A 13,318-nucleotide genomic window follows, 5' to 3' on the forward strand; every position below is an offset into this window, starting at 1 on the left:
AAGGGCAGGGAGCATGGACGAGCATTCGCCGGTCTTCGCGATCGCGATGGCTGCCGAGCTCGCAGGCATGCACCCGCAGACCCTTCGACAGTACGACCGGCTCGGGCTCGTGTCGCCGACGCGGACCGCCGGGAAGTCGCGCAGGTACTCGATGCGCGACATCGCCCAGCTCCGTGAGGTGTCGAGGCTCAGCGCCGAGGGCGTCAGCCTCGAGGGCATCTCCCGCATCCTGACCCTGGAGAACGAGGTCAGCTCGCTTCAGGGTCGGGTGCGGGAGCTCGAGCACGCGCTCGCCAACGCCCTGCTGCGAACCCCGGGCAACCGGGTGTTCGCCGCCGGCATGGAGGGGAGCGTCGTCCCGATGCGGAGCGGTACCCGCACCCGCCGCCGGACCGAGGTCGTCGTCTGGCGGCCGTCGCTCTCCGAGTAGCCGACCACAGCGCACTCGTGGTCGTCATCCCGCGTGGATGACGACAACGAGTGCGCTTTCGTGTGGGTGCACGCCGCGTAGGGTTGGGGCATGAGCGCGCAGCCCGTGGTGACGAAGCCGGACCCGGCGCAGACCGCGCCCGCGACGGCCCGGAGGCGGCGCGGCGCCCGGCTGACCGGACTGACCGCCTACCCCCTCATGTACTTCGGGCTCATCGCGGGCGTGCTCCCGCTGCTCACGCTCATCGTGATCGGCGCCCCGATCCTCGTCGGCGTCCTGCTCGGTGCGGGCGAGGCCGAATGGGTCGAGGGCTTCTCGCGCGTGTTCGGCTTCATCCTGCTCTTCCTGTCACCGCCGTTCGGTGCCTGGGTGTGGGGGTACGTCGCGCTCGGGGTCGTCGCCTTCCTCGGTGGCATCGCCCTCAGCCTGCGGATCCTGCGACGTCACGGCGTGCGTCGCGCGGGAGCCGTCACGCACTGGGGCATGTGGGCCACCGTCCCGCTGCAGCTCATCTTCGCGGTCATCAGTGTGGTCATCGTGTTCGGCGCGATCGCGAGCATCAGAGCCGAGGACGCCAGTGGACTCGAGACCGTCCGCGCCTTCGGCCAGGGCGTCGCCATCGCCACGGTCGTCAACCTCTTCGTCTCCGCCGGGCTCGGCGTCCTGCTGTTCCCGGTGGTCCTCCGAGCAGTGAAGGCGGAGAAGCCGGCTCGACGCGCGCGCCGACGCGGCTGACCACTGGACGGTGTCGGTCCCCGGGAGCAGAATCGCTGCATCAGCCGGTCCAGGCTGTGTCGCCGCTCCAGAAGGGAAGCAGCCATGACCACGATGCCGATCGCCGTCGATCCTCCCTCCATGTACACGAGCCCCGCCTTCGCGCAGGGCATGATCCTCCCGGCCGGCCCGACGCTGTTCATCGGCGGACAGAACGGCGTCGACGCCGAGGGCGCACTCCTCGACGGCCTCGGCCCGCAGACGGAGCAGGCGCTCCGCAACGTCCTCACCGTGCTCGCCGAAGCCGGTTCCGGGCCCGAGCACGTCGCGAAGCTCACCATCTACCTCGCGCCAGGGATCGATCCGTCCGACGGCTACGCGGCGACCGCGGCGGTCTGGGGCGGTCGCCGGACCGCAGTCACGGTCGTCTCCGTGGCGCCCGCACGTCCGGGAGCGCTCGTCGAGATCGACGCCGTGGCGGCGGTACCCGCGTCCTGACCCCGCTAACCCGTGCGGACGACCCGCCGGTACGCTGAGGGGATGCCCGAGTTCTCCTTCGACGCGCTGCGCCGGTTCCCCGATCACGAGGCACCGAACCTCTTCGCCGTCGACGCGACCGACCGGCTGCTGCTCGACGAAGCGGCCGCTGCCCTGGCCGGGCGGGTACCGACGCCCGGCGAGATCGTCGTCGTCGGCGACGCCTACGGGGCGCTCACCCTCGGTGCCATCGCACTCCTGGGGGCGGCGGACGTCCGGGTCCACCAGGACGCGGCGGTCGGCGAGCGGGCGCTCGCGGCGAACGCCGAGCGGCTCGGCGTCGACGGCGGCTTCCGCAACCTGCCGCTCGGCGAGGAGCTGTTCACGGGCGCGTCACTCGTCCTCGTCCAACTCCCGAAGCACCTCGAAGCACTGCATGAGATCGCCGCTGCAGCCGCCCGCTGGGGCGCTGCGGACGTCCGTCTCCTGGCCGGTGGACGGGTGAAGCACCTGACGCCCGCGATGAACGACGTCCTTGGCCGGAGCTTCTCGACCGTCACTGCGAGCCTCGCCCGTCAGAAGTCCCGAGTGCTCCGCGCGAGCGAGCCGGTGACCGCCGCCGCCGTCGAGGGAGAGCGTGACGCGGTCGACGCCACGGCCTCGACCGCGCTGCGCACCGAGCACCATGCCGACATCGGCCTGACCATCGCCGCCGCCGGGGCGGCGTTCGCCGGCACGAAGCTCGACATCGGTACCCGCTTCCTGCTCGAGGCGCTGCCGGAGATCGCGCCCGACGCCCGGACGGCCATCGACCTCGGCTGCGGCACCGGCGTCCTCGCGGTGTCGCTCGCCATCGCCCGGCCCGAGCTCGCGGTCATCGCGACCGACCAGTCCGCTGCAGCGGTCGCCTCGACCACCGCGACCATCGCCGCCAACGACGACACCGACCGCCGACTGGCCGAGCGCATCACGGTGCTCCGCGACGACGGCCTGTCGATGCAGCCGGACGCGTCAGCCGACCTCATCGTCCTGAACCCGCCGTTCCACAGCGGGACCACCGTCCACACGGGCGTCGCCCACGACCTGTTCGCCGAGGCCGCGCGCGTCCTGCAGCCGGGTGGCATCCTCGCCGTCGTGTGGAACTCGCACCTCGGCTACCGGGCCGCCCTCGAGCGGCTCGTCGGTCCGACGAGGCAGCTTGCGCGCAACCAGAAGTTCACGGTGACGGTCTCGCAGCCCCGCGCCGCCGACGGGCCGCGTCCGTAACTCCTGCTGCTCGGACCGTCCGGTGGGCACCGGCCGCTCGGACACCGGCGTCCTCGACCGTCCGGCACGGGCGTTGCAGGAGTTGTGGACGTCAGGCGGCGTTCCAGAGGCGCTCGATGCGCTCGCGGAGCGCGGTCTCCTCCGGGGACTCGTCGGCGTACTCGGAGGCGTCGATCGTGATGGTGTCGATCGCGTCGAACCACCACGTCCCCCGCTCGCCGTCGACACCGATCCTCGTCCAGGTCCCCGGCGCGATGCCGGCCTTGACGAGCCCGATCGCCGCCCCGAGTGTCGCGTCGTCCGCCGCGCGGACGTCCACCTGCAGGCGGCCGGCGCTGCCCTCGAACGAAGCCAGTGAGCCCGATGCGGTCAGCTGCTCGACCAGGGTGAACAGCGATGCGACGTCGAGCCGCGAGCCGGTCACCGAGAACGTGCCGTTTGCGACAGGGCCGCCGATCCGGAGCGACTCGACGACCGACGCCGCCGGCAGCGCATCGAGGGCGTCGAGGGCGGCGCGCCCCGCCGCCGGATCCGACACGGCGATCCCGAGGCGGTCACTCGACGCCGCGATCGCGGTCACGCCGGGTACCGCGCTAAGCGCCTGGACAACCGGCAGCATCTCCGCCGACTGGACGCCGTCATCCCAGGTGACGATGCCGCCCTGGACCTCCACTGCGACGTCCGCCGGAACCGCGCCTGTCGCCACTGCGGTGGCGGCGGCCACGTCGTCGACGCTCGCGATGCGGAGGTCGATCGTGTCCGGGGTCAGGGTGGCGCCGATCACCTCGAACTGCTCGGCGACGGCCAGGTAGGCGGCGCGGGTCGGGCCGGGGTCGCCGCTGGCCGTCGCGTCGTCGTCGGCGCCTGACGAGATGGAGAACCGCGCGGTCGCGTCCCAGTCGGGGAGGCCGGGGGCCGCATCGTCGGCATCGTCCTCGCCGGGTTCGGCCGGGTCGACACCGTCGTCGCTGCGGCCGGTGACGATCGCGGCGGCGTAGGCGGGTGTCGCGTCGGCGGTCGACCTGGCCAGGTCGTAGGCGGCGAGGAAGTCCTCACCGGGACGCGCCACGAGGGTGAGCGAGGACGCACGCGCTCCGTCGGTGCCAGCGGAGGCGAGCTGCAGCTCGCCTCCCGGGACGCCCTCGTCCTCGAGCGAGGCGAGCAGCTCCAGCTGGGTCGCGTTGTCGGCCCGTCGGTCGAGGACGGACAGGGTGAACCCGCGGACGGTGAGGTCGACGCCCTCCCACGTCGCTCCAGCGCTCCGCTTCGCCTGCTTGTTCAGGAACCCGCCGATGCGGTCCACGATCGCGCTCAGCCGAGCGTCGGAGACGTCGTCGTCCATGAGCACCGACGCCGATGCCGTTCCGCTCCACGGCAGGGTGTTGCTCCCGGTCGTGTCGACATCGGCCACCTCCGGGACGCCGTCCAGGAGCTGCTCGAAGTCCCGCCCGGCGGCGGAAGCCGCGTTCACGTCGCCACAGCCTGAGAGGCAGAGGACGGCTGCCATGGCGAACAGCGCCGTGGCGGCGGTTCGGATCGTGCGGTTCTGCGGCATGGATCCACCCTAGGAGCCGCACGTCGCAGCCCGCGTCGGGGCGGTCCCGACGTCTCAGGTGCGGCGCCGAGTGTGCCCGTATGCTGGCCCGATGTCCGAGCCGTCCACCCCCGCAGACGGAGCACCTCGCGGCTCGCGCCGCCGGGATCGGCACGATCTCACCGCGGTCGAGCGCTGGATCGACGACCGGGCCAACCGGCTCCTGCGCGACGCCCCCGACGGCGGTGCGCGGGCGAAGCTGGTCGAGTTCCTCGTCTTCGGAGCGAAACAGGCGTGGGCGTGCATCTTCGGCGCAGCGATGCTCACGGTCATCGTCGCCGCCCGCCTCTGGTACCCGGACGACGTCTGGCTCGCCCGCAACGACGCGCTCGTCATCGCTGCCATCGTGATCCAGGCGGTCATGATCACCACGCGGCTCGAGACCGGCCGTGAGCTCTGGGTGATCGTCCTGTTCCACGTCGTCGGGACGGGCATGGAACTGTTCAAGACCGGGGTGGGGTCGTGGGAGTACGACGGCGGCGGGGTCCTGCACCTCGGCGCCGTGCCGTTGTACACCGGGTTCATGTACGCGGCCGTCGGGTCGTACATGGTCCGCGTGTACCGGCTCTTCGACCTCCGGTTCGACCGCTATCCACCGGTGTGGCTCACGACGATCATCGCGACCGGCATCTACGTGAACTTCTTCAGCCAGCACGTCATCGTGGATCTGCGATGGGTGCTGCTCGCAGCCGTCCTCGTCGTGTTCGCTCGGACGATGATGCACTTCCGCGTGTTCCGTCGGACGCACCGCATGCCCGTGCTGGTGGCGTTCCTGCTCGTGGCCTGCTTCATCTGGATCGCCGAGAACATCGGGACGATCACGGGCGCCTGGCTGTACCCGAATCAGGAGGACGGCTGGCAGCTCGTCCCGCTCACGAAGCTCGTGTCGTGGTTCCTCCTCATGATGATCTCGGTGGTGATGGTCACCTGGGTGTACCCGCCGAAGCGGCCCGATCGCCTCCCGACCTGAGCCGCCTGCTGTCAACGGTTGCTGAATGCGGTCCGCGCACCGGGTAGGGTTCGGGAGTGAGCGGCCCGAGCCCGGTGATCGCTCGTCCCCTTCCGGAGAGCAGCCATGGCCCAGCGTCAGCCCCAGGACCCACGCTTCCGTGATCGTGGCGGCGCTCGGCCGGCTCCCGCCCGGACGGCTCCCGTTCAGCCGGGCCAGGCTCGGCCCGCCCCCGCGCGACCTGCCGCCGCTCCACGGCCCGCATCGCCGGCCGTGGGCATCTCCGTCCCGGCCGCGGCCGCCGCACCCCTGCCGCGGACCAACCACCTCTTCGCCGGGGCGCAGTTCGCGTTCATCGCCTCGATCCTGATGCTCGGGCTGTACATCGGCCTGACCTCGACGTGGACCCTGCTGGAACCCGACTTCCTCATCGGGCTCTCCCTGACGGCCGCGGCGACGTCTCTGCTCTTCGCCGTGCCACCGTCCGGTGCGCTCCGTGGTCTGCTCGTGCTCGTACCGACCATCGACATCCTCGCCGTCGGGTTCTTCCGCGACACCCTGCCGAACCTGCCGACGTCGGGTCTCCTCATCGTCATCCCGGTGCTCTGGCTCGCCGGTGGGTTCGGGGTCTCGGCACTGCCCGTCCCGGTGTTCGGAGCGATCTTCGTCTCCCTCATCCCGGTCGCGCGCGCCGGAGCGTGGCCGACGACGCCTGGCGGGTGGGGTGCGATCTGCATCCTGCCGGCCCTGGTCCTCATCATGACCGTCACCGTGCACCTGGCCGCGCGCCAGCTCCGCGCCCACGAGGGACGGGCGCGCATCGCGCTCGCCGCGGCGACGGAGGCGGCAGCCATCGCGACGACGGTCTCGGAATCCGTCGACGCCGCCGTCGCCTTCTTCCGGCCGGACGGCACGGCGGCGCTCCGGAACGAGGCCACGTACGAGCAGGCCCGACTGGCGGGGTTCGACCCCAAGACCCGGGCCGGCGTCCACGTCTACGGACCGGACCGGAAGACCCGGCTGCCACCCGAGAAGCAGGTCATCAACCGGGCGTTGCGCGGAGAGAGCTTCCGTGGCGATCTGTACTGGGTGGGGCAGCCGGGCGACCAGCGCGCCATCATCGGGAACGCGCGACAGGTGCATACCGACGAGGGCACGTTCGTGGGCACCATCACCGTCGGTCACGACGTCACCGACCTCGCCGACGCGGTGGCGCTGCGCGAAGCGTTCCTCATCGACGTCTCCCACGAACTCCGCACCCCGTTGACGTCGATCATCGGCTACCTCGACCTCCTCACCGAAGGACATGATCTGCAGCAGCTCGGGCTGGAGCGTGAGGTCTCCACGATCCAGCGCAACGCGGAGCAGCTGTACGCGATCATCGGGGACCTGCTCGCGGCGGGCGACGCCGAGATGCGCGTGCGGATCGCCCTCACCGACGTCGCCGACATCGCCCGGGAGAGCGCGGCCGCGATCCTCCCGCAGGCGTCGGAGGCCGGCGTGACCGTCCGAGCCGAGGTCCCCCCGCACGTGGAATTGGAGGGCGACGGTGGCCGGCTCCGCCAGGTCCTCGACAACCTGCTGTCGAATGCGGTGAAGTACACGCCGCGCGGCGGGCGCGTCGTCGTGACCGTCGGGGTGGACGGGACGACCTGCACCGTCACCATCGCGGACACCGGCATCGGCATCTCGCCGGACGACCAGCGGCAGCTTTTCGACCGCTTCTTCCGAGCCAGGGAAGTCCGCGACGATGCGCGGCCCGGTGTCGGCCTCGGGCTGTCGATCGTGAAGTCCATCACCGAGGCGCATCACGGCTGGATCACCGTGTCCAGCCGCCCGGGCCGCGGCTCCACCTTCACTGTGACCCTGCCGCTCCGCCAGCCGCGCGCCGGCGCACCGTCCGCTTCCTGAGTCGGATCCCGGCAGGGAGGCGCTGCGGCACGCATCGTGGGAGGCTTGGAGGATGGCGCAGATCCTCGACCAGCCGATCGTCGACGAGGCGACCCTCACCATGCAACCGTGGGTCACCATCGTGTGGAACGACCCGGTCAACCTCATGTCCTACGTCTCGCTCGTGTTCCGCAGCTACTTCGGCTACACCCACGAGGAGGCGGAGCGACTCATGCTCGCCGTGCACCACGAGGGCCGCGCGGTCGTCGCGACCGGCAACCGCGAGGAGATGGAGCGCCACGTCGAAGCCATGCACGGGTACGGGCTCTGGGCCTCGCTCGCGAAGGCCGACGCATGAGCGCCTTCGTGCGTCCGCCCGTCGGGCCCGTCGTGCTCCGCCTCGACGAGCAGGAGACCTCGATCCTCGAGCAACTGGCGAGCCAGCTCGTCGACATGCTCGAGGACGCGACGCGCGCCGGGCTGGCGACGGCCGTGGAGCTCGACCCCGCCATGGCGCGGCTGGTGCCCGAGGGGTACCGCGACGACCCCGAGGCCGCTGCGGAGTTCCGACGCTTCACCGCCGACGACCTCGTCGGCGGCAAGGTGACCGCGGCGCGGACCGTCCTGGCGGCGCTCACCGCCGACGCGTCCGACGCGACTCAGCCGACGGACGTCCCGGTCGGGCACGAGGATGGTGCAGCCGTGACCCTCGAGGGTGAGACGGCCTGGACCTGGCTGCGGTTCCTCAACGACACCAGGCTCACCATCGCGGCTCGACTCGGCATCGAGGAGGACGACGCGGAGCCGTTCGACCCGGCTCCGACGACCTCGGACGACGAGCAGGATCCGCAGCTCATGATGGCGATCTACGCCTGGCTCGGGTACCTGCAGGAGTCGATCGTCGCCGTCCTCGACGAAGCCTGAGCCGCAGCGCCGGACACCTGCGACCCCGGTGCCACGGGTAGCCTTGGTGACCATGCACATCCTCGTCTTCAGCGACCAGCACCCCGAGTCGTCCGGCGGGGCCCAGGTCTCGATCCGGCTGCAGCGGCGCTTCCTGGAGGCCGCAGGGCACACCGTCACCGTGTGCTCGCCGCGGATGCACCAGGCGCACGACGACGACCCGCACTACCTCGACACCCCCTCGATCCCCATCACGCTCGACCGCGAGTACTCGATGACCGTGCCCGGCCGGCTCACCGACCGCTGGCTCGACGCACGCCTGGCCGAGCTGCCCCCGGTCGACGTCGTCCACGTGCAGGCCGACTTCTGGCAGGCGCTCACGGCCTACCGCTACGCCGAACGGCACGGGATCCCGGCCCTCCACACGATGCACAACCGCATGGACGTCGGCATCGAGCAGACCATGCCGGCGCCGGGCCTCGTCGTGGGAGCCCTGTCCTGGTGGCAGCGTCGGGTGCTCCGGCCGCGGCTCTCGACCCTGCCGACGGGCGTCTGGTCCTACCTGCAGGAGTTCGCCAAGCGTGCGGCCGTCGTCATCGCGCCGTCGCACCACTTCGCGCGCGTCCTCCGTGAGCAGGGCGTGACCGCCCAAGCCGAGGTCCTGTCGACGGGCGTCGACGACGCGGTGCTCGACGAGATCCTCGACGAACGCGCGACCACGCTCCACGTGCCGCACCGGCTGCCGTCCTTCGTGTGGATCGGGCGCTTCAGCCAGGAGAAGCGGCTCATGGAGTTCCTCGAGGCGGTGCGGCTCGCGGACGTCGACGCCGTGTTCCGCCTGTACGGGGCCGGACTCCTGCTCGCGAAGGCCCAGGCGTTCGTCGCCGAACACGACCTCGCCGACCACGTCGTCTTCGCCGGACGTGTCTCGTACCCCGACTCGCTGCGCGCGATCGCCGACGCCGACGCCCTCGTGCAGACGTCGATCGGGTTCGAGACGCAGGGCATGACCGTGTTCGAGGCGGCCGCACTCGGCACACCGTCGATCATCAGCGATCCGAACATCGCGGCGGAGCTCCCGGCCGACTCGATGTGGCAGCCGACGGACGGTGGGGTCGAGGCGCTCGCCGACGCGATCCGCCGCGCCGCCGCCGACATCGAGGCGGGTACCGCACCGGTAGTCGCACCGGGCCTCGCCCGCACCCTGCGCCAGTCGACGCAGACCACCCGCCTCATCGCCCTGTACGAGGCTGCCCTGGCGCCGGAGGCCGCGCGCTAGCATCGGCTCATGCGCAGGACATCGAAGCAGCAGCCCGGGCCGAACGGCGGCGAGCGCGTCCTGATCCTGTCGGCCGGGGTCGGGTCCGGACACAACAGCGCCGCCGCCGCCGTGGAACAGGCGTGCGCCGGGCGTCCCCACGTCGCCGAGGTCGAGGTCCTGGACGTCCTCCAGGCGAGCACCTCCCTGTACCGCGACGTCCTCGGCAAGGGGTACTTCGTGCTCGTCGAAGAGACGCCGTGGCTCGTGGAGTGGGGCTACGACCTCAGCGACGCACCGTTCCGTCGTCGCGGCCCGCTCGACCCCTGGACGCGGGCGAACGCGATGCCGGTGGTCAGCGCGATCAAGCGGTTCCGACCGACGGCGATCATCTGCACCCACTTCCTCCCGGCCCAGTTGCTGGCCTCGCTCATCCTCCGAGGCGCCGTCGACGCCAGGACCGCGATCGTCACCACGGACTACGACTTCCAGGGGCTGTGGTTGACGAGCGCCTTCCATGCGCTCTTCCTCGCCCGGGAGGAGGGACGGGTCCAGCTGACGGCCCTCGGTCTCCCGCCCGACCGCGTCGTGGCTTCGGGAATCCCCATCGCCGCCCAGCCGAGCGCCCCGGCCGAGCGCGACCAGGCAGCACCGCCCATGTTGCTCATCTCGGCCGGTGCGTCCGGCGGTGACTACGCGCTCGCGGTCGTCCGACAGACGCTGCACCTCCGGTCGGCGTTCACCGCGACGATCGTGTGCGGACGGAACGAGGCCCTGCGGCGGAGCGTCGAGGACCTCATCGCGCCCGGCGACGACCGCTACACCGTGCTCGGCTTCACCGACGAGATGCCGCAGCTCCTACGTCGAGCCGACCTGTTCATCGGCAAGCCCGGAGGGCTGTCGGCGTCGGAGTGCATGGCCGCCGGTCTGCCGATGGTGCTCGTGAACCCCATCCCGGGGCAGGAGGTCCGCAACGGCGACTACCTCATGGAGCAGGGTGCCGCCGTCCGGTGCAACACCGCGACGACGATCGGGTGGAAGATCGACGGGATCCTCGGCGAGCCGGGGCGTCTGGCGCGGATGCAGGCCGCAGCCCGACGGGTTGGTCGCCCCGACGCGGCCCGCGACGTCGTCGACCGGCTGCTCGACGGTCCGACGCGACCGTTCGTCGTGACCCGGGCAGCGCAGAAGACGATCTTCGACGCGAGCGCCCGACGGGTGGTCGCGAGCGAGCTCGAGGGCGAGTCGGCCCTCGTGCGCCTCGTCGACCCGGCGGCGTCCAGCACCGTGGCGCTGCTCCGGGCCGGTGAGCTGGACGACCTGCAGCAGCGCTACACCGGGCCGGACGGCACCCTCGTGCTGCGACGCGACGACGCGGTGCTCTCGGTCCGGCGCGACACCCAGCGCCTCCTCCGCGCCGTCCTCGGACGGGACGAGGAGCTCGCCGTGCGGGTCGAGGGCCTCGCCGACCTCGAGTCGGTCGACCCGAGCTGATCGGGCCGGGTCAGCCGGCTGTGTCCGGCAGTCGGGCGGGGTCGTCGTCGAGGTCGCTGTCGCCGGTCCGCAACGGGACCGCGGTCGCCCAGGTCGACGGGCTGTGCTGGGCGGCCTGCACGGCCCAGTCGCCGCCGCGGGCCGACCAGCGGCGGGTGACCGGGTCGCGTTCGAGCGTCGGTGTCGGATCGAGGACGACCCGGACGACGCGTTCCTCGCCCGCCTGCAGGGTCACCTTCCGGAACCCGAGGAGCTGGGCGACCGGTCGCTCGTGTGCGGTGTCGGCGGCGTAGAGCTGGACGACGGTCGACCCCTCGCGGTGACCGGTGTTCGTCACGAGGACCTCGGCGGTCCCTCCGGTGTCGTCGAACCGGTGCCCGAGCAGGCGGTGGTCGATCGTCGTGTACCCGAGGCCGAAGCCGAACGGGAAGGCCGGCGTGTGACCCTCCTCGTCCAACCGACGCTGACCCCAGCGGTCGTCGTACACGACGGCCTTCGCCTCGCGGTCGAACGGCGGCAAGTGTGCGGGATCGGTCGGGATCACGAAGGGCAGTCGTCCGCCGGGCTCGGCCACACCGGTCAGGACGTCGGCGAGCGCTCGACCGCCCTCCATTCCGCCGTACCAGGCGAGGACGAGCGCCGGGACGCGGTCGCGCCAGGCCTCGGTGAGGATCGCGCTCCCGCCGATGAGGACGACGACCGTGCGCGGGTTGGCTGCCGCGACGGCCAGGATGAGGCGTTCGTCCGACGGCCGGAGGCGGAGCGAGGTGCGATCGCCGCCACGCACGAACCGCGACGCCAGGTGCGCCACGCCCGTGATGGCACTGCGGAGTCGACCCGAGTCCAGGGCCGCCCCGAGGACGCCGACGTCGACCCCGCCGGTGACGACCGACTCGCCCTCGTCGTGCTGGTCGAAGCCGACGACGACGATGGCCGTGTCGGCGGCGGCCGCCGCAGCGACCGCGGCCCGCACGTTCCCGGCCGGGGTGCTCGTGATCTGTGTGTCGGGGAGTGCCTCACGGAGCCCCTGCAGCGGCGAGACGGTGGTCGGCGGACGGACGCGCGACGAGCCGTGGTCGCCGAGGTTCGCCCGGTCCGCGAGACGGCCGACCACCGCGATCCGACGGGTCGTCGCCGACAGGGGGAGGAGCGGTACGCCGTCGTCGACCGGGCGGTTGGTGAGGAGCACGATCGACTCCTCGGCGACATGCCGCGCGAGCGCGCGATGGGCCGAGCCGGCGACGACGTCCGCCGAGGGTTGCGGTTCGGTGCGGGTCGCGGCGTGCAGGAGGGTCGTCCGCAGGATGCGTCGTGCCGAGCGCAGGACGGTGGCGTGGTGGAGGGTGCCGGCTCGCAGGGCGGCGGGCAACTCGTGCGCCCGTCGCAGGCGGAGCGGCATCTCCACGTCCATGCCGGCCTCCAGGCTGCCGACCGCGTCATGCGTCCCGAAGACCCAGTCGCTCGTCACGAAGCCCGTGAAGCCCCACTCCTCCCGCAGCACCTCGGTGAGCAGCGGACGGTTGACGTCCATGTACTCGCCCCGCACCCGGTTGTACGCGCTCATGACCGAGTCCGCGCCCGCGTCGATCACGGCCTTGAAGTGCGGCAGGTAGACCTCGTGCAGTGCGTGGTCGTCCACCGAGACGTCGACCTCGAACCGCTCGTCCTCCATGGAGTTGAGCGCGAAGTGCTTCACGCACGCCATCGTGTGGACGCGGACACCGCGGGTCATGGCCGACCCCATCCGGCCTGTCAGCACCGGATCCTCGCCGTAACACTCCTGTGCGCGGCCCCACGCGGGATGGCGGAGCAGGTTGACGCAGACGGACGCCGAGTAGTTCGCCCCGCGGATCCGCGTCTCCGCCCCGATCGCCTCTCCCACCTGCTCCTCGAGCACCGGGTCCCAGGTGGCCGCCCGCGCCATCGTCACGGGGAACGCGGTGGACTCGCCGATGACGACACCGCGGGCGCCGTCACTGAACCGGATCCCCGGGATCCCGAGCCGTGGGACGGCTCCGGCCACGAACGGACGCCGGTGGAGCAGCACGGGGATCAGCGGGAGGAGTCGGCGCGGGGAATCGCCGTCGAGCAGCCCCAGGAGCTCCGCGTCGGTCAGCCGCTCGATCAGTCGTTCCGCGCCTGCGTCGGCGTCGAGACGTCCGGCGCGGATGTCCCGCACGACCTCGTCGTAGGCGTCGCCCTCGGGTGGTCCGCCTGCGCGGCGCTGCTTCGGCGGACGCGCGTGCCGGCGCCCGGTGACGATTCCCATGCTCTGCATTCTGCACCCTCGACCGACGTGTTGAGCCCCGACGCCCGACCGCGCGATCCGCCGCACGGTGGAGG

Annotated in this window: 12 protein-coding genes; 10 read left to right on the forward strand and 2 right to left on the reverse strand. The window is 71.8% G+C overall.

Annotated features, from left to right (window positions below; all coding sequences use genetic code 11):
• Positions 1–13: 13 nt before the first annotated feature.
• The 4 genes from CCK91_RS04585 to CCK91_RS04600 all read left to right on the forward strand — a co-directional run bounded on the left by CCK91_RS04585 (position 14) and on the right by CCK91_RS04600 (position 2,887).
• On the forward strand, positions 14–430 hold the full coding sequence (locus tag CCK91_RS04585; RefSeq protein WP_064297156.1) for a heat shock protein transcriptional repressor HspR: 417 nt from the start codon (positions 14–16) through the stop codon (positions 428–430).
• A gap of 90 nt (positions 431–520) precedes the next feature.
• Positions 521–1,165, forward strand: coding sequence for a hypothetical protein (locus CCK91_RS04590; RefSeq protein WP_133059934.1), 645 nt, complete (start codon positions 521–523; stop codon positions 1,163–1,165).
• Between the two features lie 84 nt (positions 1,166–1,249).
• Positions 1,250–1,642: a RidA family protein gene (locus CCK91_RS04595; protein WP_086473043.1), complete on the forward strand. Its 393-nt coding sequence runs from the start codon at positions 1,250–1,252 to the stop codon at positions 1,640–1,642.
• Positions 1,643–1,684: 42 nt separating this feature from the next.
• Entirely contained in the window at positions 1,685–2,887 is a 1,203-nt protein-coding gene (locus CCK91_RS04600; RefSeq protein WP_086473044.1) for a class I SAM-dependent methyltransferase, read from the forward strand.
• 91 nt (positions 2,888–2,978) lie between these two features.
• Here the strand turns inward: CCK91_RS04600 and CCK91_RS04605 are convergent, their stop codons facing one another.
• The gene (locus tag CCK91_RS04605; protein WP_086473045.1) at positions 2,979–4,442 is read right to left on the reverse strand and encodes a hypothetical protein; all 1,464 of its coding nucleotides are present in this window, start codon (positions 4,440–4,442) and stop codon (positions 2,979–2,981) included.
• Positions 4,443–4,533: 91 nt separating this feature from the next.
• Between CCK91_RS04605 and CCK91_RS04610 the strand changes: the two genes are divergently transcribed.
• The 6 genes from CCK91_RS04610 (at position 4,534) to CCK91_RS04635 (ending at position 10,975) form a co-directional block, all read left to right on the forward strand.
• Complete coding sequence (locus tag CCK91_RS04610; RefSeq protein ID WP_086473046.1) at positions 4,534–5,451, forward strand: DUF817 domain-containing protein; 918 nt, start codon at positions 4,534–4,536, stop codon at positions 5,449–5,451.
• A 252-nt stretch (positions 5,452–5,703) separates the two neighbouring features.
• Positions 5,704–7,341 carry a sensor histidine kinase gene (locus CCK91_RS04615; RefSeq protein ID WP_165766985.1) on the forward strand — a complete coding sequence of 546 codons (1,638 nt, stop codon included), beginning with the start codon at positions 5,704–5,706 and terminating at the stop codon, positions 7,339–7,341.
• Between the two features lie 52 nt (positions 7,342–7,393).
• Positions 7,394–7,678: an ATP-dependent Clp protease adapter ClpS gene (clpS, locus tag CCK91_RS04620; protein ID WP_056009029.1), complete on the forward strand. Its 285-nt coding sequence runs from the start codon at positions 7,394–7,396 to the stop codon at positions 7,676–7,678.
• A complete protein-coding gene (locus CCK91_RS04625) occupies positions 7,675–8,244 on the forward strand; it encodes a DUF2017 family protein (protein WP_086473048.1) in 570 nt (189 codons plus the stop codon). Before clpS ends, CCK91_RS04625 begins: the two co-directional genes overlap by 4 nt.
• Before the next feature lie 52 nt (positions 8,245–8,296).
• Complete coding sequence (locus CCK91_RS04630) at positions 8,297–9,502, forward strand: glycosyltransferase (RefSeq protein WP_086473175.1); 1,206 nt, start codon at positions 8,297–8,299, stop codon at positions 9,500–9,502.
• Positions 9,503–9,511: 9 nt separating this feature from the next.
• The gene (locus CCK91_RS04635) at positions 9,512–10,975 is read left to right on the forward strand and encodes an MGDG synthase family glycosyltransferase (protein WP_086473049.1); all 1,464 of its coding nucleotides are present in this window, start codon (positions 9,512–9,514) and stop codon (positions 10,973–10,975) included.
• A gap of 10 nt (positions 10,976–10,985) precedes the next feature.
• On the opposite strand, the gene CCK91_RS04640 is transcribed toward CCK91_RS04635, so the two are convergent.
• Positions 10,986–13,244 (reverse strand): beta-glucosidase family protein, encoded by a 2,259-nt coding sequence (locus tag CCK91_RS04640; RefSeq protein WP_086473176.1) that lies wholly within the window; start codon positions 13,242–13,244, stop codon positions 10,986–10,988.
• Positions 13,245–13,318 lie beyond the last annotated feature (74 nt).

Source organism: Plantibacter elymi (nom. nud.), assembly GCF_900177795.1.
In the GTDB taxonomy this organism is placed as follows: Bacteria; Actinomycetota; Actinomycetes; order Actinomycetales; family Microbacteriaceae; genus Plantibacter; species Plantibacter elymi.